The sequence below is a fragment of the Acidovorax sp. Leaf191 genome (assembly GCF_001424425.1).
Classification (GTDB): domain Bacteria; phylum Pseudomonadota; class Gammaproteobacteria; order Burkholderiales; family Burkholderiaceae_C; genus Acidovorax.
This window is the reverse complement of the sequence record NZ_LMPT01000003.1, coordinates 86058-109003: the sequence shown is the minus strand read 5'-3', so window position 1 is coordinate 109003 and position 22946 is coordinate 86058. Positions and strand designations below refer to the sequence as shown.

Genomic DNA, 22946 nt, shown 5'->3' with positions numbered 1-22946 from the left:
CGAGCGCCTCGGCCTTTCGCCTAGTTCGCTGTCGCTTCGAAAGGGTTGAACACCTGGACACCTAACGCAGCAAAATCCGCCACGTTCCTCGTCGCCACTGTGAGCCCGTTCACGCCCGCCGTAGCGGCAATCATGGCGTCTTCGTACAAGGTGTTCGATTTCCGGTGCATCAGCCGGGCCCAGGCACGGAAGGCGGCCGCGTCCATGGGCAGAATGTTGTAGGTCTCGGCCACGCGTTCCAGCCAAGACTCGATATCGGCAGCTTTCTGCGGGGCTTGATCGCGCGTCAACTCGACGCCGGACTGGATCTCTCCCAGCGTGACGGCCGACAGGAACAGTTGCGTGTCGTCCAGTGATTGCAGCCAAGCGACCACCGCACCGTGAGGCCGCTGCCTGCGCAACTCGGACACTATGTTGGTGTCCAGCAGATAGCCCTGCGTCATGCGAACGGCTCCACAGAGCGTCGCTGCGCGCGGCCGCGCGAGGGCAACGGCAGGTCCCCGCGCGCCTCGTCGGACAGCAGCAGTTGTTTGAGTGAGGGTCGCGCAGTTGCTTGCAGTCGGCGCCACTCGCCTACCGGCACGAGGACCGCAGCTTCGGCACCTCTGCGGGTCACCAATTGAGGCCCTTCCGTAAGACAGGCATCGAGAAATTCGCTGAACCGCGCTTTCGCGTCTTGAACTGGCCAAGTGTGCATGGTATTTAATCAGACTAGTCAGATGACTGGTTTAATTGTGAGCACCCCAAGCAAGCTTGTCAAATCAAAGGGTTTTGTCTTTCAGCAGAAAACCCCAACGCGCCGGTTGCGCAGGGGTTTCCATCTTGCTATCTTTTATATAGCTGCAGCTGCCCTTTCATCGGGCGCGCAGGCCCGGTTTTGCGTGAGGGGCCATTTCAAACCGGGATGTATCGAATCCTCAGAACCGGTACGTCGACGTCAACGTGTACGTCCTCGCCTGCCCATAGAAGCAGTCCCCCCGCGCCAGGCACTGCGTGATGTGCACCTTGTCCGCCAGGTTCACCACGTTGAAGGCCACGCGCCAGTCGCCGGCGTCGTACGCGACCATCGCATCGGCCAGGGTTGCGGCCGGGGTGCTGATGGCGCTGGTGCCGCTCCACTGGGAGCCGGTGTAGCGCACGCCGGCGCCCACCGTCCAGCCACCGCGGCCTTCGCTGGCGAAGCGGTGGCTCAGCCAGGCCGATGCGGTGTGCTTGGGCACGCTGGCCACGGGGGTGCCCTGGTCGCCTGCGTTGCTGCGGCTGATCTTCGCGTCGGTGAAGGCGTAGCCCAGGGTGAAGTCCCACTGGCGGGCCAGGCTGGCCTGCACTTCGGCTTCGAACCCCCGCACCTTGACTTCGCCGATCTGCAGGCTGTTGAGCGGATTGCCGGGGTCGTTGGTCTTGCGGTTCTTCTCGCGCAGCTGGTAGACCGCCGCGAAGGCGCTGATGCCCTGGCCGGCGGGTTGCCATTTCACGCCGGCCTCCCACTGCTCGCCGCGCTGTGGCTTGAAGGCCGTGCCGTACGCGTCCACGCCGCCCAGCGGCTGGAAGGACTCGGAATAGCCCGCGTACGGTGCCCAGCCGCCGTCCATCTGGTAGGTGAAGCCTGCACGCTTGGTCCAGGCCTTGTCATCGACCGCGGCTGCAGGGCGCCCCACGGTGTCGGTCTGGGCGCTGTCGTGGCGAAGGCCCAGCGTGGCGGTCCAGCGGTCCCACTTGATCTGGTCCTGCAGGTAAAAGCCCAGCTGCTTTTGCACCACGTTCGGTTGCCGCACCAGCTGCGCCGTGGTGGGCGGCGTGAAGTTGCCGTACACCGGGTTGTACACGTCGATGGCCGGTGCCACGGCGCGCCAGGCCTGCTGGCCGGTGTGGTTGCGCTGCACGTCCAGGCCTGCGAGCAGGGTGTGGTCCGCGCTGCCGGTCTTGAGCTTGCCTTCGAGCTGGGTGTCGATCAGCAGCATGCGGCCGGTGTTGATGTTCCACACCGCGTCGCGCACGACGGTGCGGGCGTCGCTGTTGAACACGGGGCGCGCGGGGCGGCCTGTGGCGGCGTTGGCGGTGAAGCTGGTGTAGATGGTGCGGTAGTCCACCTCGCTCACGGTGCGGCGCAGGTTCTGGCGCACCGTCCAGTCCGCGTTCAGGCGGTGGCTGAAGAGGTAGCCCCAGGAGTTGTTGGTGGTGTCGAAGGCGTCCCAGCCCGGCTCGCCGATGAAGGTGTTGCGCGGGATCTGGCCGTAGCGGCTGGCCAGCTGCGTGCCCTGCCACGGGAAGAAGCCGATCAGCGACCCGCTTTTGTCCTTCTGGTGCAGGGCCTGCAGCGTGAGCGAGGTGTCGGCGTTGGGCTTCCAGGTGAGCGAGGGCGCGAACACCAGGCGGTCGTCGTCCACATGGTCCACCTGGCTGCCGCTGTCGCGGCCCACGGCCACCAGGCGGTAGAGCCACTGACCGTCCTGGTCGAGCGCACCCGTCAGGTCGGCGGCGATCTGCTTGCGGGCGTTGTTGCCCAGCTGCAGCTGCACCTCGCGCTGCGTTTCGGCCTGCGGGCGCTTGCTGGTGAGGTTGAGCACGCCACCCACGCTGCCCTGGCCGTACAGCACCGAGGTCGGCCCGCGCAGAAACTCCACCCGCTCCAGCGTGTAGGGGTCGGGCCGGCTGGTGTTGTAGGTGCCGTAGGTGCGCAGCAGGCCGTCCTGGTACTGCGACACGGTGCCGCCGCGTGCGGCGAAGCTGTCCACGCGGCTGTCGAAGTAGTTCGACACCGCCCCGGCCGTGTACGCGGTGACCTGGCGCAGCGTCTGCACGCCCTGCGCCTCGATCTGGTCGCGGGTGATCACGCTGATGGCCTGCGGGGTTTCGATGAGGGGCGTGTCGGTCTTGGTGGCGCTCAGCGCCCGTTTGGCGACGAAGCCGGTGACTGGGGCGGTGGGGCTTTCCTGTTCGCTGCCCGCACTCACGGTGACGGGGGCCAGGGCCTTGTCGGCCGTGGGCGCGGCCGTGCCTTCGGTGGCGGCCTGCTGGGCGTGGGCGGCGCCGCACAGGGCGAGCAATGCGGCCTGCGCGATGGCGGTGCGGCAGGCGGTGGTGCCAGATCTCATGGTGCCAGATCTCATGGTGCTGTTTCTCCGATGGTTGAAAACTTGTCCGGCCCGAGGCGCCAGGCTTGCGTGGGCAAGCGCTGGCCTGCGGGCGGGTGGTGGGTCGGGCGGGGTGGGGGAATCGCTTGCCGTCAGAACGTGTAATCCAGCGACACCTGCACCGTGCGCGGCTGGCCGGGCACCACGGTGCCAAAGCCGGCCGCCGTGGCCGTGCCGTCCAGGTAGTAGCGGCGGTTGCCCGCGTTCTTCAGGTTGGCCTGCAGCCGCACGCCGCCTGCGAACTGGTAGCCCACGGCCAGGTCGACCGTGGTGAAGCCCGGCAGGCGCCACTTGTTGTCGTTGGCGGTGAACTTGTCGCCCTGGTGCACCAGGCCGCCGCCGACCCACAGGCCGGGCAGTTGCGGCAGGCGGTACTGCGTCCACAGCGATGCGTTGCGGCGCGTGGCCAGCGCGACGCGGTTGCCCACGTTGGCCCCGGCGGTGGTGTCGGCCAGCACCTTGGGGTTTTGGAAGCTGGCCTGGGCCGTCACCGTCCAGCCGGGGGTGATACGGCCTTGCAGCTCCAGCTCCACGCCCTGGATGCGCTGGCGCGCGGTCAGCACCGAGTAGCCCGCGTGCTGCGGGTCGGTGGCGGGCGCGTTGGTCAGCTCCAGCTCGAAGGCCGACACGGTGGTCATCAGGCGCTTGTCCAGCCATTCCTGCTTCCAGCCCACTTCCAGCTGTTTGCCCTCCGACGGCGGCGCGCCGCGGTCGCCCCACAGCAGCGTGCCGGTGTTGGCCTGGAACGAGCGCGCGTGGCTCGCGTAGAGCATGGTGCCAGGGCGCGGCTCCCAGCTGATCGCCGCACTCGGCTGGGTCTTGCTCAGGTCGGTGACGGGCGTGGAGTACGCGTCCTTGAAGCGGTCGTGGCGCAGGCCCAGCAGCAGGCCGAAGTCGCCCAGCACCAGGCGGTCCTGCAGGAACACACCGGTGTTGCGCGCGTCCGAGGACAGCCGGGACACGCCGGTGGACGCTGCCGCCGGCACGAGGCCCGTCACCGGGTTGTACAGGTCGACGGCACCCAGGTTGCCGGTGGCGCGCGCGCCGTACACGCCCTGGATGGTGCGCCAGTCCATGCCGGCCAGCAGGGTGTGTTGCACCGGGCCGGTCTGCACCTTGGCGCGCAGCTCGGCCAGCGCGGTGTCCGACGTGTATTCCTGCCCGGGTGCCAGCCAGTAGCCGCGCGGGACCCGGCCGTTGGCGGCAGGGCCCATGGGCGAGGGCAGGTTCACGTTGCGGTTCGTCTCGTTGCGCGACAGGTGCACGCGGCCCTGCAGCACATCGGTGAAGCGGTGCTCCAGTTCGGTGGAGTAAAAGCGCATGCGGCCGTCGGTGGTCAGCCACGGCTCGCCGTAGAACGCGCCCACCGGCAGCACGTCGGCACTGCGCGGGTTCTTGGGGTCGGGCACCGCCAGGCCCACGGTGGAGACGCCGTCGATGCCCTGGTATTCGGCCTGCGCGCGCCAGACGGTGTCGGGCGTGATCTGCCACTCCAGGCTGCCGGCGATGCCCTGCTTGCGCGGGGTGTTGCCGTCCACGAAGCTGCCGCCCCGGCTGGCGCCGCCATCGAGCCGGTAGCGCAGCGTGCCGTCGGCGTTGAGCGGGCCGGTGAGGTCGAACTCCGCGTTGCGCCAGCCGTCGCTGCCCACGCCGACCTTCACGTTGCGCAGCGCCTCGGCCTGGGGCCGCTTGCTCACGTAGTTGACGAGGCCGCCGGGCGCGACCTGGCCGAACTCCAGCGCGGCGGGGCCCTTGATGACCTCGACCCGCTCGATGTTGAACAGTGGCGGGTCCAGCAGGTGGACGAACTTGGCGCCGTCGCGCAGGAAGTTGAAGGTGTTGTTGGCCCACAGCCCGCGGATGGAGAACTGCGAGTACGAGCCGTAGTACTCGCTGCGCATCGACACGCCCGAAGCGTTGCGCAGCACGTCGCGCTCGGTCGTGGCCATCTGCTGCTCCAGCAGCGCGTTGTCGATCACGCTGACCGAGCGGGGCGTCTCCAGCACCGACAGGCCCAGGCGCGAGCTGCTCTGCGCGCGCCGTGCGGATGTCGCTGCCGCGCCGGCGGTCGAATCGACCACATCCACCTGGCGCAACGATGGCGCCGCTGCGGGCGGGTCGGCAGGGTCTGGCGCCGCGCTGGTTTGTGCCAGGGCTGTACTGCACACGGCCAGCAGGGCGGCGTGGGCCACGGCGGTGCGCAAAAAGTTCGGTTGGATCATGATGCTATGGTTTTAATAGCTGCTGGCGCTTGTCCATCAAGCGGTAGGCGGCAATTGGATTGGGTCGGATTGGATTGGGTTGGCTGCATGCCTCATCCACGCTCTGGTCCGTTCGGGCCGAGCCTGTCGAAGCCAAGGCGCTTTCTGCGAAGGGCCCTTCGACAGACTCAGGGCGAACGGTGGATTTGCGGCAAGCACCCCACCAGACGCTGGATGCAGAAGCCGCACCCTGCACGACACCGCTGGCGTGAGCGACTGGCTGTTGCCGGTGGTGCGTCGGCCCGCGCTGCAGGGACTGCGCATGGCGTGGGTCCAGTCGCGGTGGCGCCTTGCGGGCGGCGCCGCGGCGGTCGCTAAGGCTCAGAGCGGATCACAAAACTCAGCGAAACGGTTCTGGCCAGGCGCCACGTCGCAAGCAGTACGCGCAGTACGACAAGACGTGGCAACAACGCCAGAAGCGTTTTGTGAGCCGCTCTCAGTGGGCCTTGGGTGGGGCGGGCAGGGCGGGCGACACCATGCCGTCGGCCAGCACGAAGGTCAGCGTGGTCACGTAGCTGGCTTCGCCGTATTTCTCGCCCTGGGCTTCGCCGGGGGTCTTGTCGCTGTGCTTGACCTCGGCCACGTACTGGCCCTTCCAGGGGGTGACGAAGGTCACGGTGCCGTCTTCAGCCGCCTCGGCCTCGCGCGTCCAGCCCGAGGGGGCTGCCAGCTGCACCTTGGCCTTGGGCAGTGGCGCGCCCTTGTAGACCACCTTGAACTCGCCAGGCTTGCCGGTGGGCACCAGGTCCAGCGGCGCGGTGGGCGCCACGGCTTGCGTCAGGCCCGCCACCCAGCGGGCCGAGGGCTGCCAGTACATCGCGGGCAGGTTGCGCTTGCTGCGGTCGATCAGCGGGTAGGTGGCGGCGGCGAACAGTGTGTCGGGCGTGCCGGCCACGGTGTAGTTGAAGCCGTCCTTGCCCAGCTGGCCGTCCACGCGCTGCGCGGCGGTGCCGGTGCGCTGCTCGAGTGCGGGCACGCCCTTGAATTTGTCTAGCGAGCCTGGCGAGGTCTCGCGCAGGTTCTCGTTGAACTCGCCAAAGTGCAGGCGGGCCTGGCCGCCCGCGTTTTCCAGCCACACCTGGTGGGCGTGGGCGGCGGTGACGGCGGTGAGGGATGCACAGGCGAGCAGGGCGGCAAGCACGGGGGCCTTGTGGCGCAGGGACGAGGACATGGCAGTTTCCTTTCGGTGGTTTCAACAAAAATCGGCGAGCGCGCAGCGCTGCGCGCCCCTGGACGAGGGGGCGAAACGCGGTGCGAAAGGGAGTGGCTGCCTACGCCCGGTGGTCAGGCGCTGGGTGGCTGTGCGGCGATGTGCAGGGTGCAGCGTCCGGATGAACGCGCCGCTGGGGCAAGGGGCTGTGGTGCAGAGTGGGGAGAGCCGGTGGCGTCAGAAGTCCACGCCCACGCTGACCGACAGCGTGCGCGGCGCACCCACAACCAGGTAGCCCGCGCCGGGGTAGCCGCCCGACGATGCCCAGTAGTTGCGGTTGGTGAGGTTGTCCACGCGGGCGCGCAGCGTCACGAGGCGGCCTTGCACCTCGGTCAGGTAGCGCACGCCCACGTCCAGGCGGTTCCAGCCGGGCACGCTGATGGTGTTGGTGGCGTTGGCATACACCGAGCCGGTGTGCACCAGGCGGCCGTCCAGCGCCAGGCCGTTCACGCCCGGCACATCCCACTCGGCGCCGATGTTGGCCTGCAGCTTGGGCACGCCGATCACGCGGCGGCCGTCGGTGCTGGCGGTGCCCGTGTTCAGTTGCTTGGCTTCGAGCCAGGTCAGGCCGCCCAGCAGGCGCAGGCCCTTGGTCGCCTCGCCCTGCACGGCCAGCTCGATGCCCTGGTGGCGGTCCTTGCCGTTGCTGCGGAAGATGTTGTCGCTGCCCACGTAGGCACGCGGCTTGGTGGTGGAGAACAGCGCCACGCTGCCGCCAAAGCGGCCGCCGTCGAACTTCACGCCCACTTCCTTTTGCTTGGCGACGTAGGGCGACAGCATCTCGCCGCGGTTGGCGGCGGTGGAGGGCGCGGTCGCGCCCTGGCTCAGGCCTTCCACGTAGTTGCCGTACAGCGACAGGCTCTTGTCGAGCTTGTAGACGGCCGCCAGCAGCGGGCTGGTGCGGTTCTGGTCGTAGCGGTCGGTCTCGGCGGCTGTGCCGTAGGCGTAGTTGGCGATCTCGATGGTCTGGTGGCGCAGGCCGCCGGTGAGCAGCAGGCGCTTGTCCAGCAGCGAGAGGGTGTCGCCGATGGCAAAGCTGGTCAGGCGCGTGCTGCCGGTCAGGCGCGGGTCGGCCAGGTCGCCGCCGCGGAAGGCACCTGCGCTGAAGCCTGGCAGCGGGCTGTACACGGGGTTGTAGAGGTTGGTGGACTGCGTGTTGGCAAAGTCCATCGCGTACGCGTTCTTCTTGTCCGCGCTGAAGTGCGAAGCCACCACCACCCACTCGTGGCCCACGCTGCCGGTCTGCAGCTTGCCGCGCAGGCCCAGCTCGCCGGTGTTGACGCTGTCCTTGCGGGTGTTGTCGAAGCGGTAGGTAGAGCCCGCGCCCGTGCTGCTGTCGCTCACCGTCAGGTTGGCCAGGGAGTTGGCCTCGGAGCTGCGGCGTGCGCCGGCTGCGGCCCAGCCAGTGATGTCCTGCGTGATGTCCCACTCGCCGCGCAGCGTGCCGAAGGTGTCGCGCTCGTTCGAATACGTCCAGGGCTGGGCGAAGTTGGTGCCGCCGTCGGGTGCCGTGGGCATCTGCATGGCGGTGGCGCCCAGCGTCACGTTGGTGCGGGTGCTCTTGAGCTTGTGGTCCTGCCAGCCGATGTCGCCCGACAGGCGCACGTCGCGGCTGCGCCAGTCCAGCCCCACGGCTGCCAGGCCGAGCTTGACGTCTTCATGGTCCACGGCCGTGCCGCCGTTGTGGGTGGCCGCATTCACGCGGATGCCCGTGTTGCCGTCGGGACCGAATCGGCGCGCGATGTCGGCCGCCAGCTGCGTCTGCCCGCCGCTGGAGACGCCGAATGTGACGCGGTTCAAGGGCTCGTTGGGCGCGCGCTTGGGCAGCAGGTTGATCGATCCGCCGATGCCGCCGCCATTGGGGCTGGCACCGCTCAAGAAGGCCGATGCGCCGCGCAGCACTTCCACGCGCTCGAACAGCTCGGTGGCGATGTACTGGCGCGGCAGCAGGCTGTACAGGCCGTTGTAGGCCGTGTCGTCCGAGTCCAGGATGAAGCCGCGGATGAAGTACGCCTCTTGAAAATTGCCGAAGCCGCGCGCCACGCGCACCGTGGGATCGTTCTGCAGCACGTCGCCCACGCTGCGGGCATGGCGGTCCTGGATGAACTCGTTGGTGTAGCTGGTGATGGAAAACGGCGTGTCCATCGCGTCCTTGGTGCCCAGCACGCCGGCACGGCCGCCGCGGGCCACCTGGCCGCCAGCGTAGGCCGGCGACAGGCCTTGCGCCGATGCGTCGGCACTGGCGTTCACCGTGACGGTGGACAGCGCCTTGCCGTCCGCGGGGGCGGCTGGCGCAGCCTGCTGGGCCAGTACGGCAGGCGCTGCCAGCGCGAACATCACGGCGGCGGCAATGGCCACCGGCGTGGCGGCAAAAACGGGGCGCAGCGGGGCTGGCTGGAACGATGTGGCTGGGCGCATGGTCGTGGTGTGAAAAATGAAGTTGAAGGAGGTGTCAGCGCGGCGCCGAATCGGTGCCGCTGCTGTGGATGTCGGTGTCGACGGGGTCGCCGGCGCGGCCCGGGGTGGCCTGCGGTGCCGGGGTGTCACGGAGGGCGCGGCGTGCATGGTGTGCCTGCTGTGAAAAAGGCCATGAGAACCAGCCCATCACCGCCACCGGAACGCCCAGGCCCACCCACGACCACCAGTCGCCCCAGGTGTCGGACACCAGGGCGGTGATCAGGCCCGTGGTGGTCAGCACGCCCATCACGATGGGCCAGCCCCAGAGCGACCAGAACGGGTTCGGCTTCATGCGCGGCCCTCCGTGCGGGGCAGCGGCGTGCCGGTGCGTGCGGCTGGGATGGCGGTAGAGGCAGTGGGCAGGCCGGTAGGCGCGGGCGCGGTGGCCGCCGCAGTGGTGCTGCCCGCCTGCACGCCCTTGCGCAGCCACAGGTACAGCCCGCTGCCCAGCACGACGATGGTCGCGATGTCGAGCAGCGCCCAGATGATCTTCATCGGCATGCCGCCGTAGTCGCCAAAGTGCAGCGGCTGCGACACCAGCAGCGCCGTCAGGTACCACGGCAGCTTTGGTGCGGCGGTGACCTCTGCGGTGCGCGCGTCCACCATCACGGGCTGCAGCAGGCGCGAGGTCAGCGGCTCGTTGCCCTTCAGGAAGAACGTGTTGTGGTGCGGGCTGGAAAACGCCGTGCCCGGGAAGGCGATGAACGACAGCTTCATGCCCGGCGCATGCGCCTGCGCGGCCTGCAGCGCCTGTTGCAGCGGCCCGCGCTCGGCCACGGGCACGGTGGGCTGGCCTTCGTACGGCTTGAGCAGGGTCGACAGCTGGTCGTACTGCCAGTACTTGATCATCAGGTCGGCCCAGGTGTTGATCATGCCCGTGCCGCCCACCACGAAGGCCCACACCAGCGTGACGATGCCCAGCAGGTTGTGCAGGTCGAGCCACTTCACGCGGGTGGACCGGTCCCGGCGCACCTCGCCGAACGCGAGCTTGCGCATGAACGGCGCGTACAGCACCACGCCGGTGACGATGGCCACCAGCAGCAGCAAGCCCATGAACCCCAGGAACAGCTTGCCCGCCAGGCCCGCGAACAGGTCCACATGCAGGCGGAACATGATGTACATGAAACCCTGGTCCACCGGCCGCTGCGACAACACGGCCGCAGTGCGCGCGTCCACCGCGATGGACTTGAAATCCTCGGTCGGCGCGGGCGTGGGCGTGAGGGTCACGAACCACAGGGCGTCGTCGTCCTCGGGCTGCGAAGCGAACTGCACCACGCGGTCGGGGTGCAGCGCCTGCGCGGCGGCCAGCACCGTGTCCAGGCTGGCGCGCGGCGTGTGGGCGGGCATGGGGGGCGCTTCGACCTCGGTGCCCAGCAGGTGGCCGATCTCGTGGTGAAAGATGAGCGGCAGGCCGGTCAGGCACAGCAGCAGCATGAAGACGGTGCAGACCAGGCTGGACCACTTGTGGGTCCATGACCAGCGGCGCAGGGCGGTGGGCGAAAGCATGGCGGGTGGTGGTCAGCAGGTGATCCTGGCCTCGGCCCTCTCGCGGGCATGCCTGCCGACAGGCCGCTGTGGTCAGCGGCCACGGCGGCCGCTACAGCGAGCCAGATGGGCTTGGGTCCAGACGGTCGTCCTCTTCAACAGTGAAAAGGAGGCGACAGCGAGTGCTGGCTGGTCCGAAGGAGGGATGCTCCCCGCGACTGGCTTGCGGTAGGAATGGTTACATTCTAAATGAGAATGGTTCTTTTTCTTGTGCGCGTGCGTTTTTGCAACAGCACATGCTGTGGCGGTCGTGGTTCACAGCACCGCGGCGCGGCACCGGCGGAGCCAAAAACACAAACGGTTGCTTCTTGGTAGCGCTGCCATCGCGTTGTGCGGTGTGGCGGCGGCAGAATCGCACCGCCTGAAACAACGCCCTGTCAGCCCGTTGCGCAGCACCCCGGTTCACGTCGGAGGCTGCAGGGCCTTGGGTGGGCTTCACTCGGGCGCGGTCACTGACGCGGAGGCAGTGGCCCGTGGCTGCTGCGGCAGCACCCTGCGTGGGGCCCGCACGCGGATCCATCAAAAAATCAACCATTCCAACCATCATGGCGTCTTCGTTCGGTCAAAAAATATCCAGTGCCTTGCAGGCCCTGCCCACCAGTGCGAGGCTGGTGCTGTGGGCGGTGTGCATTCCCTTGCTGCTCTCGGGCATCGGCTATTGGGAATACCGTCAGTACGCCCAGACGGGGCTGTCTGCAGAGCAGCAGCAAATGCTGGCCGAGGTGACGGATGCGCTGGAGGCCGTGCGCGAGAACCCTCGCACGGTGATCACCATCGACGGACAACAGCACAGCGGGTTTTCTGCATCGCTCAGGCTGCAGCAGATCGCCAAGAGCATTCGGGGCGACTCGGCAACCCGCGCCCAGGTGGCAGCGGTGGTGCGCCCGGCCAGTATCGCGGCCATGGTGGCCGGCGTGCTGACCGCCCTGGTGGCGCTGGCGGGGCTGTACGGGGTCAGCGCAGCGGGCCGCCAGGCACTGCAGTCGCGCGATGCGCTGATGCGGCTTTTTGTCCGCTGGCGCAACCTGCTGCCCACCTACCTCACCATGCACATGGGGCTGCTGATGATCACGGTGGCCGGCCTGCTGGTGGCGCGCCTGGGGGTGGCGTACCAGGTGGTGATCCTGGAGCGCGCGGGATCGGGCGAGGCCAAGTTCCAGATGGTCATCCTGCTGGTCGCAGGCCTGGTGCTGTGGTGGGGCGCGACGCTGTTGCGTGCGCTGTACACATCGCTGCAGGTGCTGCATGACGAACCCAACGAAGTCATGGGCGTGTCGGTGTCGCGGCAAGAAGCGCCCGCCTTGTGGGCCTATGTGGACACGCTGGCCCAGGCCGCCGGGGCTGCAGCGCCCGCCCATCTGGTAGTGGGCTTGACCGATGGCTTCTACGTCACCGGCCACGCCATGCAACTGGTGCCCAGCGGCCAGCAGCTGACAGGCGAGACCATGTACCTGCCGCTGACCTATCTCACGCTGCTGCAGCGTGACGAGATCAGCGCCATCCTCGCGCACGAACTGGGGCACTTCGCAGGCGCCGACACGGCGTACAGCCTGCAGTTCTCGCCCATCTACCAGCGGCTGGTGGCCAGCCTGCACGCCATCTACGGCCGCAACAACAGCGGCTCGTGGGCGGATCTGCCTGCCACCACCTTCATCGAATACCTGCTGGAGCGCTTCGACCTGGCGGTCAAGCATTGGAGCCGTGTGCGCGAATTCGCGGCCGACCAGGTGGCCGCCCGGCTGGTCAGCGGCGAGGCAGTCGCACGATCGCTGGTGCGCGTCACCGCGCTGCACGACGTCGTGAACACCGTGCTCAACGAGATCGGCCGCCGCCCGCAAGAAGCGGGCAGCGATCTGGTGCAGATGCTGCACGATGCCGTGCGGGAAGCGGGCTTGAAGGCCCCCGACTTTGCGACCGAAGTGGCGACGATGCACCCCAGCGACACCCATCCGCCCACGCTGGAGCGCGCCAAGGCCGTGAACGCCCCGGTGACCGATGCCATGGTGCAAGGCGTGCTGGTGCTGCCTGACGACCAGGCCATGGTGTGGGTGCGCTCGCTGTTTGCCGACAGCCAGGGCCTGCAGGCGCGGTTGCTGGCCGACTTCAAGGGCCTGGCGCGTGAGCAGAACGAGCAGGTGCGCAAGAATCTGGCCGATACGGTGGAGCAGGCCCAAGGCTCTGTCGACTTGTTCGAGCGCAAGTCAAACGTCTGGCTTTTTGCCGGCTTTACCGCCATCGCTTTTGCTGCCTGCGCCGCACTGGTCGTGCACAGCTTCTCACCGGGTAAATCGTTTGCCGGGTTTCAGACGCTGATCCTGATGACGGCGGGTCTGACGGTCATGCTGATCGGCATCACCTGGTGGTTCTGGCGGCGTTCTGTCGTCATGGTGATGCAGCTCACCGCCGAAGGCATGGTCGTGCCCGGCTGGCCGCAGATCGTGCCCTGGTCTTCGGTCAGCGACTACTCGTGCACGGTGGTCAACGGCTCCAACATGGTGATGACCTTCGACCTGGACCCCGCGGCCCCGCGGCTGCAGGCGCCGCATTCCAACCTGCGCCGCATCACTTACCGGCCGGCCAAGAACAAGCTGCTGGTGGGCATGTCGAAGGCGAAGGGCATGGACATGGACGCCATGCACGAAGCCGTGATGCGCTACCTGTCTGGCTGGCATGCGCGCCAGCATTTGCAGTCGATGTAACCTCGCCGTGCACAGGCACCGGGCGAGTCCGATGCCTGTGCGCCGCAGCTACGGCGGGGTGCATGCATGCCTGGGCGCTCAATACCGCGCCTTCAGCGCCACCGTCACCCGCCGCGGCTCGCCATAGAAGTTCTGGCGCGAAACGCCCGACACTTTCTCGTAGTAGGTCTTGTCCAGCAGGTTGTCCACCGACAGGTTCACCGACAGGTGGTCGTTGATCTGGTAGCTCAGCTGCGCATTGAACACCGCGTAGCCGGGTGCGTTGATGCGCAGCGCTCCGCTTTGCGCGAAGAACTCACTGCGCCAGGACATGCCGCCGCCCACGCTGAAGCCGCGCAGGGCGGGGTGGGTGAAGGCATAGCGGGTGAACAGGTTCACGCTGTGGCGCGGGGTGATGGGGCTGAACACCTGGCCCTGCTGGGCCACGGGGGCCTTGAGGTAGCGGGTGTCGTTGTAGGCGTAGCCCGCCACGAGGTCCCAGCCGGGCTGCGGCTGGCCGCTGACCTCGGCCTCGAAGCCCTGCGCGCGGACCTTGCCGCCGGCGATCGATGCGTTGGTCACCACCGGGTCGGGGATGGCGCGGTTCTCGTCGATGATGCGAAAGAGCGCTGCATGGGCCTGCAGGCGCTTTTGCAGGAACTCGCCCTTCAACCCCAGTTCGACCTGCTTGCCCGTGCGCGGCTCGATCAGCTGCTTGGCGGTGGTGAGCTGGCTTTGCACGACGAAGGTCTCGGCGTAGCTGGCGTAGGCGGTGTACTGCGGGTGGAAGTCCCACATCAGCGCCAGCGACGGCACGAACTGGCGGCCGGGGTCTGCGGCGGCGGTGACTGCGCCGGTGCTGGTGCTGCGCGTCACCACCTCGGCCCACGACAGGCGCCCGCCGGCCAGCAGCTTGACGGTGTCGGCCAGGCTGACCTGGGCCTGGCCGTACAGCGCGTTCTCGCGGCGGGTGATGAGGGAGGTGAAGCCCGGCAGCGGGATGTCGGGATAGGCCAGGTCGTAGTTGGGCCGCAGCAAATTGAAGGGCCGGGGCTGGCCGTAGGCGTAGTTGCCGTCCCAGGTCTTGCCCTCGTTGTGGCTCGCGCCCACCAGCAGCTTGTGGGTGCGGCCTGCCACCTGCACCGGCGTGGCCAGGAAGGCGTCGTAGTTGCGGGTGCGCACGTGGAAGTCGCCGTCCACCGTTTCCATGGTGAAGCTGCCGTTGGCGGCCAGCGCGCTGTTGGCGCGGGCCGAGCGGTAGAACGCGGTGCGGTCGATGTCCCGCGCGGACAGGCGCACCACGCCGCCGCCGGCCAGGCGGTGCTCCAGCTCCGCGAAGACGTCGGTGGTCTCCAGGTCTTGCCGGTTGGCACGCAGGCCGGCAAAGGAACTGCGGGGCAGGTCGGCCAGGCGGCCGTCGGCATAGGTGGGCAGGCCCTGGTCGATGGCGGCGCGCACGCGCTGCTGCGCAGCCCCCACCGACACGGTGGTGGACGGGGCGATGTCCCATTCCAGCGTGCCGTAGCCCAGGCGCTTGTTGTTGAACAGCGTGTCGATGTGGCTGTCACGGTCTTCCACCACGGCCACGGCGCGCGCGCGGATCGTGCCTTCGGCGTTCAGGCCGCCGCCCACGTCCACCGTGCCCCGGCGCAGGCCGAACGAGCCCACCGCCGCATCGGCGCCGATGGCCAGCTTGGCCGGGGCGCGCTTGCGCACCAGGTTCACCGTGCCGCCGGGCTCGCTCGCGCCCTGCAGCAGGCCGGCCGGGCCGCGCAGCACTTCGATGCGGTCGTACATGGCCGTATCGAGCGTGCTGTAGTTGCCTTGCGGGATGGGCACGCCGTCGAGCTGGATCGCGCCCAGATCGAACCCGCGCGACTGGAACGAGTTGTAGTTGCCCGCGCCGTCCAGCCGCGTGATGGTCATGCCAGTGCTCAGCTTGATCGCGTCCTCGACCTTGGTCAGGTTGCGGTCGTCAAGCTGCTGGCGCGTGACCACGCTGATGGACTGGGGCGTCTCGCGCGGCGTCTGCTGCAGCTTGCCCACGCTGACTTCGCGGGCGGTGTACTGGCCGCTGCCCTCGGTGGTGGCGCCGTCCGCGCCGTCGGTCACTTTGACCTCGGGCAGGGCGGCGGTGGCGGCGGTGGTGGCGGTGGTGGCGGTGGTCTGGGCCTGGGCTGTGGCCAGCGTGGCCAGCAGCGAGGCCGCCAGGGCCAATGGGTGCATGCGCATGGTGCTTCTCCTCCTCGGTGTGTAAAACGCTATGGTTTTGGTAGCTGCTACCGCTTGTCTATCAAGCGGTAGCAGTCATTTCCATTGAAAATTCGCAGCAGGCAGATGGCCTGGCGGGTCAGAACCGCGTGCGCAGCGTCACCTGCAGTGCGCGGGGCGAGCCGGGCAGGATCAGGTTGTCGTTGCTGCCGTGGGCGGACACGTAGTACTTGCGGTTGGCCAGGTTCTTGATGTTCACGTCCAGGTCCCACTGGCCCAGCGTGTACTGCAGCGCCACGTCGAGCGTGGTGTAGCCGGGCAGGGTGACCAGGTTGGTCAGCGAGGTGAAGCGCGCACCCACGTAGTTCACGCCGCCGCCCGCGCGCAGGCCGTGGCCCAGGTCCTTCATGGCCCACAGGAACGCGGAGTTGCGCGGCGTGAGTGCAGCCACCTTGCCCTGTGCGGCGATGGCCGCTGTGGGCAGCTGCAGCGAGCCCGTGGTGGCCAGCGACCGGGTCATGCGGCCATCCAGCCACGCGTAGCCCGCGCTCACGTCCCAGCGGTCGGGCAGGCGGCCATTGGCGGTCAGCTCCAGGCCGTTGGTGCGCTGCGTGCCCACGTTGATCTGGCGCGACGGGTTGGTCGGGTCGGTGTTCTTGATGTTGGTGCGTTCAAGGTTGAAGAGCGCGCCGGTGAAGTTCAGCCGGCCGTCCAGCACGTCGAGCTTCACGCCGATCTCCTTGTTCTCGGTGATCTCGGGCTCGGCGCCGGTGTTGTTGGCAGCCAGTGCGAAGGTCTCGGCCGAGGGCTGGAACGACTTGCTGTACGACACGTAGTACGACAGCGCCTCGCTGGGCTGCCACACCAGGCCCGCGCGGGGGCTGAACTTCTTGTCGGTGCGCGACAGGCCCGCGAGCTTGCGGTCGAACGTGGTCTCCTGCCCGAACACGTCGTAGCGGGCGCCCACCAGCGCCTTCCACTGGGGCGCCAGCGTGATCTGGTTTTGCCAGTACAGCGCGGCCGTGTCCTGTGTGGTGTGGCTGGGGATGGCGCCGTCGGCCGCAAAGCTGGCGGCCGGGATGGCGGGGGCGGGGCGGTTGCCGGGGTTGAAGATCGGCACGCGGTCGGCGCCGCCCGAGACGGACTCGGCGCGCTTCTTTTGCTGGCCCAGCTCCACGCCCATCAGCCATTCCTGCTGGAAGCCGCCCAGCCGGTTGCGCCAGGTGACGTCGGTCTGGTTGAAGAAGCCTTTTTCGTCGCGCAGGACGAACGAGCGCGTGCGGCCCACGGTCAGGTTCACCGGGTCGGTGGTGCCGCCGGGCAGGGTGTTGTAGCGGTCGAGCGCGTAGTCGTACAGGCGCGTGACGTTGCGCACCGACCAGTCGTCGTTGAAGCGGTGGTTCAGCGTGGCCGCGAACGATTGCATGGTGCTGGTGGTGGTGTCGTCCTGCGCGGCGTTGCTGGAGCCGTAGTACGTGCGCGGCGACACGTTGACGGGCCGGCCGTTGAGCGCCGGAATGCCGAAGTCCGTCAGGCGCTGGTCGCGGGCGTTGGTGTACTGCAGCAGCAGGTCGGTCTGCGCCGCGAGCTTGAGCGCAAGCGACGGCGCGAAGTTGTGGCGCTTGACGAACTGCTGGTCGCGGTAGCTGCCCGAGTCCTCCACCGCGGCGTTGATGCGAAAGGCCGCGGTGTCGCTGATGCCCACATTCACATCGGCCGTGGCGCGGCGGTAATCGAAGCTGCCCAGGCCCAGCGACGCCTCGCCCGAGGTCTCGCCGAACCTGGGCTTCTTGGTCACGCGGTTGATCAGGCCGCCCGACGATCCGCGCCCGTACAGCACGGCGGCGGGGCCCTTGAGGACTTCCACCCGCTCGATGTCGGCCAGGTCGCGGAAGTACAGCGCATCGTCGCGCACGCCGTCGACAAACTGGTCGGCGATGGCCGTGAAGCCGCGGATCACCACCTGGTCGCGCTGGCCGTCGCCGTGGCTCATGGCCACGCCGGGCACGTTGCGCAGCACGTCTTCCATCGACCGCGCTCCCTGGTCGCGCATGAGCTGCTCGGGCACCACGTTCACGGCCTGGGGCACGTCGCGCAGCGGCGCGCTGCCCTTGGTGGCCGAGGTGCTGGCGGCGGGCGAGTAGCCGTCGTCGCCCGTGGTGGACTGCACCGTGACCTCACCCAGCGTCTGCGGTGCGGTGGCCGGCGGGCTCTGCTGCGCCCACGCAGCGCTGCAAAGCGCGGCGAGCAGGGCGGCCGACAGGGGCCTGAGCCTGTGGTACTGGCGGAATGCGTGCATGGTTTTTCCTTTGGTATGTGCGCAGCGCAGGTGAAGACAACCCGCACACCGGGCCTGGCGCGGGCCGGTGGTCGGCCCTGGCTGGGAGGTGTGCGGAGCGGTGAAGCGAAACGAATGCGTTGGGGTGGACGGGGCAGGGGGCAGGACGCGGTGTGGCCCGGGCGTGCGCAGCGCTGCCGCTGCGCCGCAGCGGCGTTCAGCCAGCCCGTGCGGCGCTGGGCGCCATCACCAGCCGCCGGCCCACGCCAGCAGCCCGGCAGCCAGCGCGACGCCGGCCGCGACCGGTGTGCGCCGCGGCTGCCAGGTCACCATGGCGGTCACCGCCAGGGCCGCGACCGACAGGGCGACCGTCCAGGCCGTCACGCCCAGCGATGCAGGCACCTCGCCCGACGGCCGCGCCGCCAGCCACAGCGAGAGCGCCAGCACCAGCCAGCCGGCGCGGCGCAGGTGCATCTGGCGCCGCGCCGTGCCCTCGCGGCCCAGCGCGTCTTCGTGGTGGCGGTCCATGCCCAGCGCGATGGCCGACCATGCGGCAAAACACAGCAGAAAAGCGGACATGGATCAGGCTCCCGTCGTGGAGACGTCGGGCGTGGCCGACAGCGCCGGTGCCGCGGGCTGCGGGGCCGATGCGTGGGCGGTTGCGTTGGCGGTTGCGGCGTGGCGCGGTGCCTGGGACACCGCCGCCCGGCCCTTGGGCACGCGCCCCGGGCGCAGCCGCCAGGACAGCCAGCACAGCAGCAGGCCCGTGGCCAGGAACGACAGGTCCATGCTGGCCCAGATCCATTCGCCCGCGGGCAGCGTGACGCCCAGGTGGGTGTGGGTGGTCAGTGCGTTGATCAGCGGCAGGGCCGTCCACACGGCACCCGCAGCACCCAGCGGTACCGACCAGCCCATGCGGCTGGGCCGCACCACGGCGCACGCCAGCGCCCACAGCAGCGCGACGCCCCAGGCGCTGAAGAACCAGGCCAGCTCGGCATCGGCCCGGCCCTCGATGCCCACCGGGATCAGCCGGTTGGAGGCCACGTACACGCCGCAGGCCAGCGGCAGGCCCGCGAGCGTGGCGATGTTGATGGCGGCCACCAGGCGCTCGCCAAAGGGCGCCTGGGTGCGCGCTGCAGCGGTGGCTGCGCCCTGGCGGCCGGCTTTGGTTTGCGACAGGGCGCTGCGCTTGACGGTCCACAGCACCATGCCCGTGGCGATCATCAGGCTGCCCAGCACGCCAAAGCCGAACAGGGCCCAGCGCATGCCAGCATCGGCAAAGCGCGCCAGGTGCAGCCCGTACAGCACGCCATAGGTCTTGGCGGCGGGGCCGGTGGGGTCGGCCTGGTCCAGCCACTGGCCGGTGGTGGCGTCGAACAACAGGCGCGGCGGACGGTACTGCAGTCGGTCGCCCTCGTGGCGCGTGACCTCGACCACGGCGCGGCCCTTGGCATCGCGGCGCGCCTGCACGCTGCCGATGCGCCCGCCGTCCCAGCGGGTGCGTGCTTCGGTCAGGATGGGCTGCAGCGCGATGGCGGGCAGGGGCTCCACCTTGTCGCTTGCGCCACGGCGGGGTCGGCTCTCGGCCTTCTCGCCCTGCAGGTCGGCAAAGTACGCGTTGGAGTCCACGCCCTTTTCATTCTTGTACGTGGTGGCGATGCCGGCGGGCATGTACAGCGTGTGGAAGATCATCAGCCCGCTGAAGGTGATCATCAAGTAGAACGGCAGCACCAGCACGCCGGTGACGTTGTGCGCATCCAGCCAGGCGCGCTGCCCGCCCTTGGTGGGGCGGAAGGTGAAGAAGTCCTTGAAGACGCGGCGGTGCGTGATCACGCCCGTGATCAGCGCGACGAACATCAGCATCGTCGCCACGCCCACCACCCAGCGGCCTTCGAGGGTCCAGCGGCCCTTCTGGGCCGTGCGCAGCTCGAAGTGGAAGCGGTAGAAGAAGTCCCCGCCCATGGTCTGGCGCGCCTCGATGGCCTCGCCGGTCTGCGGGTTCATGCGCAGCGTCTCGAACCGGCCGTTGCCGGTACCGCGCCACAGCAGGTTGACGGCGGGGTCGCGCTCGTCGGGCAGATGCATGATCCACTGCGTGACCTCGGGCGACTTGCGCACCAGGGCATCGAGCGACTTCTGGGCCACCTGCGCATCCGCCGCGGGCAGGCCGTGCATCTCGGGGCGCATCCACAGGTTGAACTCGTTCTTGAAGAACGACAGCGTGCCGGTGAGGAAGATCGCGAACAGCAACCAGCCCAGGATCAGCCCGGCCCAGGTGTGCAGCCACGACATCGCCTGGCGAAAGCCCTCGCGGTCGTTGGGTGTCCTGGCGGCTTTGGTCTTGGCGTTCACAGTAGCCGCCGTGGGCGTGCCCGCTGCGATGTCTGCGGACGCGTCGGGTGTCAGTGTGGTGGTGTTCATGCGGCGGCCTTCATCCATTGCGGCGCCATGGCGCAGGCACCCAGTACCAGCGCCGGCAGCAGCGTGCCCGCCCAGGCTCCCAGGGCGGTGCGGGCATAGAACGCCCAGCCCGCGGCGATGGCGTAGGCCAGCCAGGCCAGCATGGTGGCCGTGAGCACGGCTTCCACCCGTGGCATGAACTGCGCCAGCCCCAGCGACAACGCCGCCGCGAACCCCGCCGCCAGCGCATAGCCGCCGCCAATGGCCGCCACGGCGCGGGAGGTGATGGCCAGCCGGTAGCGCCAATCGACGCGCGCGGCCTTCATGGCGTGCCTGCCGCAGGTCGGCAGCGGGCCAGCGGTGACCCCATCGGTGGGGACGAAGGCGACGAAGGGGAGGCCCCGGGCAGGCAGGGGCTGGCGGTGCGGCGCAGCATCAGAGATGGCTCCAGGCAGGTTTGCAGGCGAAAACGGTCAAACGCTGGCTGCAGCGGCGGGGCGGCAAGGCCCCGGCTGACTGGCTGGCTGGTGTTCAGGAGATTCAGGCCAGCGTGCGGCGATCGCTGGTGGCCCATGGCCTGAGCGTCAGGCGGGCGTCGCAGGGGTCAACGCTGGTCGTAAGAACGCATTCTACTTTTGTTGAGAAGCATTCGCATTCATTGAATCCAGACTTTTGCCGTCTTGATGTGCGGTTGCAACATTCTGTGACGCGGTCGCCTGTCTTGGGGCATGGCCAGCCCCTTAGCAATCTATTGGGGCCCAATGTCAGGCGACAGGCTCGTTCTCCGGCAGCAAGCCTCTGTCACCGAAAACGGAAAATGCGGCAGCTGCTGAAGCTTTGACGCTGGACCACCTCACCCCATCTTCGGGCCGCAAAATTTGAGGCGTAACTTTGCAAAACTCGTCTACATCGGCTTGAACCCGAGACAGTGCGTGCAACTCACGCAGCGTAAAAGCCGGGGTGCCGAAACTTTCAGCCACAGGCGCGTCGTTGGTCCAATCGCTCCATTGATTGACAAGCTCTGCCAGATCCTCGTCTTTGTCTGCTTGCGCAGCCGCTCCCAGCCATTCGAACAGGCGGTTGCGTATGCGTTGTGCTACGAGCTGGTGCGATGCTTGCATAAGTCAGGAGCCTAACGAAAAAACTTGGTTGAACAGGCACAAAAAAACGGGCCGAAGCCCGTTTTCTTGATTTCTTCTTTGCTTTTTTCGTGGAGCGCTCTGAGAAACTGAAGTCTTTGAGGTCTTGCTTACTCTGCCTCGCCCATCTGGGATTGCAGGTAGTTTTGCAGGCCGACCTTGTCGATCAGGTCGATCTGGGTTTCCAGGAAGTCGATGTGCTCTTCCGTGTCGTCCAGGATCTTTTGCAGCAGGTCGCGGGAGACATAGTCGCGCACCGTTTCGCAGTGGGCGATGCCTTCCTTGATCGTCGCCTGGGCGCCTTGTTCGGAGCGCAGGTCGCAGGCCAGGATCTCCGGCACGTCTTCGCCGACCTGGAGCTTGGCGAGGTCCTGCAGGTTGGGCAGGCCGTCGAGCGTGAAGATGCGGTCCATGAGCCAGTCGGCATGCTTCATCTCGCCGATGGATTCCGAATACTCCTTCTTGGCCAGCTTGTCGAAGCCCCAGTGCTTGAGCATGCGGTAGTGCAGGAAGTACTGGTTGATGGCCGTGAGTTCGTTCTTCAGCTGGGCCTGCAGATGGCCAATGACCTGTGCGTCACCTTTCATGGGGACTCCTTGTGTGTTCTGTGGATTCGGGGCCGATTGTCGTGACCTCGATCAAACACCGCAAGCCAAACCCCTGTGTCTTTGCTCTGTCTGCGTGTGATGCTGAGTTGTGTTCGCATCTGCAGGGCCAAAAGCATGGTCACGCAGCGGAGCCCAGGCTGTCGCTGGTGCCGGGCGTGCATCCAACCCGGGGTCTGTCGCAATCTACAGGTCGATGCTCCAGCGCGCGCACCCGGGCGGGTGGGGCCATCGGATTTTCATGATGCTGCAATGCCGACTCTGTATAGTCACAGGCAATTGATTCCATGCAATCAATTAATTGGATTCATGGGCTCGATGGGCCTAGACTTCAGCCTTGTTCACTCAACCCACCATTAAGGAAACAGCAATGTCCCTGATCAACACCGCAGTTCAGCCCTTCAAGACCACCGCCTTCGTCAACCGCAACGGCAAGGGTGAATTCATCGATCTGACCGAAGCCGACCTGAAGGGCAAATGGTCTGTGCTGATCTTCATGCCTGCAGCCTTCACCTTCAACTGCCCCACCGAAATCGAAGACGCTGCCGACAACTACCCAGAGTTCCAGAAGGCTGGCACCGAGGTCTACATCGTCACCACCGACACGCATTTCTCGCACAAGGTATGGCACGAAACCTCCCCCGCCGTGGGCAAGGCCAAGTTCCCCCTGGTCGGCGACCCAACGCACCAGCTGACCAACGCTTTCGGCGTGCACATCCCTGAAGAAGGCCTGGCACTGCGCGGCACCTTCGTGATCAACCCCGATGGCGTGATCAAGACGGCCGAAATCCACTCCAACGAAATCGCCCGCGACGTCAAGGAAACCGTGCGCAAGCTCAAGGCTGCCCAGTACACCGCCGCCAACCCCGGCCAGGTGTGCCCCGCCAAGTGGAACGAAGGCGCCAAGACCCTGGCCCCATCGCTGGACCTGGTCGGCAAGATCTAAGCCGCCACCGATTCGGCAGAGCGCCCCAGCCCGGGCGCTCCTGAGCCGGACAGCGTCATGGCGCGTGTGCGCCATGCCGTCC

17 protein-coding genes are annotated in these 22946 nt (G+C 67.7%); 2 read left to right on the top strand and 15 right to left on the bottom strand.

Going from position 1 to position 22946, the window contains the following annotated elements; genetic code table 11:
• Window positions 1–20 precede the first annotated feature (20 nt).
• The 8 genes from ASG27_RS04940 to ASG27_RS04910 form a co-directional block, all read right to left on the bottom strand.
• Window positions 21–443, bottom strand: a complete 423-nt coding sequence (locus ASG27_RS04940) for a type II toxin-antitoxin system VapC family toxin (protein ID WP_056411793.1) — start codon at window positions 441–443, stop codon at window positions 21–23.
• Complete coding sequence (locus tag ASG27_RS25745) at window positions 440–697, bottom strand: type II toxin-antitoxin system Phd/YefM family antitoxin (RefSeq protein WP_082486160.1); 258 nt, start codon at window positions 695–697, stop codon at window positions 440–442. Before ASG27_RS25745 ends, ASG27_RS04940 begins: the two co-directional genes overlap by 4 nt.
• A gap of 220 nt (window positions 698–917) precedes the next feature.
• Window positions 918–3095: a TonB-dependent siderophore receptor gene (locus ASG27_RS04935; RefSeq protein WP_056411792.1), complete on the bottom strand. Its 2178-nt coding sequence runs from the start codon at window positions 3093–3095 to the stop codon at window positions 918–920.
• A 131-nt stretch (window positions 3096–3226) separates the two neighbouring features.
• Window positions 3227–5356 carry a TonB-dependent siderophore receptor gene (locus ASG27_RS04930; RefSeq protein WP_056411791.1) on the bottom strand — a complete coding sequence of 710 codons (2130 nt, stop codon included), beginning with the start codon at window positions 5354–5356 and terminating at the stop codon, window positions 3227–3229.
• A gap of 475 nt (window positions 5357–5831) precedes the next feature.
• Window positions 5832–6566 (bottom strand): TonB-dependent receptor, encoded by a 735-nt coding sequence (locus ASG27_RS04925; RefSeq protein ID WP_056411790.1) that lies wholly within the window; start codon window positions 6564–6566, stop codon window positions 5832–5834.
• Window positions 6567–6782: 216 nt separating this feature from the next.
• The gene (locus ASG27_RS04920) at window positions 6783–9023 is read right to left on the bottom strand and encodes a TonB-dependent receptor (RefSeq protein WP_056411789.1); all 2241 of its coding nucleotides are present in this window, start codon (window positions 9021–9023) and stop codon (window positions 6783–6785) included.
• Between the two features lie 34 nt (window positions 9024–9057).
• The gene (locus ASG27_RS27250; protein ID WP_056411788.1) at window positions 9058–9354 is read right to left on the bottom strand and encodes a hypothetical protein; all 297 of its coding nucleotides are present in this window, start codon (window positions 9352–9354) and stop codon (window positions 9058–9060) included.
• Window positions 9351–10568, bottom strand: a complete 1218-nt coding sequence (locus ASG27_RS04910) for a PepSY-associated TM helix domain-containing protein (protein ID WP_056411787.1) — start codon at window positions 10566–10568, stop codon at window positions 9351–9353. The genes ASG27_RS27250 and ASG27_RS04910 overlap by 4 nt, the downstream gene beginning before the upstream one ends.
• A gap of 584 nt (window positions 10569–11152) precedes the next feature.
• Between ASG27_RS04910 and ASG27_RS04905 the strand changes: the two genes are divergently transcribed.
• Entirely contained in the window at window positions 11153–13306 is a 2154-nt protein-coding gene (locus ASG27_RS04905; protein WP_156370980.1) for a M48 family metallopeptidase, read from the top strand.
• A 78-nt stretch (window positions 13307–13384) separates the two neighbouring features.
• On the opposite strand, the gene ASG27_RS04900 is transcribed toward ASG27_RS04905, so the two are convergent.
• The 7 genes from ASG27_RS04900 to bfr form a co-directional block, all read right to left on the bottom strand.
• Window positions 13385–15517, bottom strand: coding sequence for a TonB-dependent siderophore receptor (locus ASG27_RS04900; protein ID WP_056411784.1), 2133 nt, complete (start codon window positions 15515–15517; stop codon window positions 13385–13387).
• A 118-nt stretch (window positions 15518–15635) separates the two neighbouring features.
• Entirely contained in the window at window positions 15636–17795 is a 2160-nt protein-coding gene (locus ASG27_RS04895; RefSeq protein WP_056411783.1) for a TonB-dependent receptor, read from the bottom strand.
• Window positions 17796–18020: 225 nt separating this feature from the next.
• Entirely contained in the window at window positions 18021–18353 is a 333-nt protein-coding gene (locus ASG27_RS04890) for a DUF3325 domain-containing protein (RefSeq protein WP_056411776.1), read from the bottom strand.
• 3 nt (window positions 18354–18356) lie between these two features.
• A complete protein-coding gene (locus ASG27_RS04885; protein ID WP_442854068.1) occupies window positions 18357–20195 on the bottom strand; it encodes a PepSY-associated TM helix domain-containing protein in 1839 nt (612 codons plus the stop codon).
• Window positions 20192–20500, bottom strand: coding sequence for a hypothetical protein (locus ASG27_RS04880; protein ID WP_056411775.1), 309 nt, complete (start codon window positions 20498–20500; stop codon window positions 20192–20194). The genes ASG27_RS04885 and ASG27_RS04880 overlap by 4 nt, the downstream gene beginning before the upstream one ends.
• A 438-nt stretch (window positions 20501–20938) precedes the next feature.
• Entirely contained in the window at window positions 20939–21295 is a 357-nt protein-coding gene (locus tag ASG27_RS26490; protein WP_156370978.1) for a hypothetical protein, read from the bottom strand.
• A 128-nt stretch (window positions 21296–21423) separates the two neighbouring features.
• The gene (gene bfr, locus ASG27_RS04875) at window positions 21424–21900 is read right to left on the bottom strand and encodes a bacterioferritin (RefSeq protein WP_056173789.1); all 477 of its coding nucleotides are present in this window, start codon (window positions 21898–21900) and stop codon (window positions 21424–21426) included.
• A gap of 388 nt (window positions 21901–22288) precedes the next feature.
• Here bfr and ahpC point away from each other — a divergent pair, with 388 nt between their 5' ends.
• Complete coding sequence (ahpC, locus tag ASG27_RS04870) at window positions 22289–22864, top strand: alkyl hydroperoxide reductase subunit C (protein ID WP_056173794.1); 576 nt, start codon at window positions 22289–22291, stop codon at window positions 22862–22864.
• The last annotated feature ends 82 nt before the right edge of the window (window positions 22865–22946 follow it).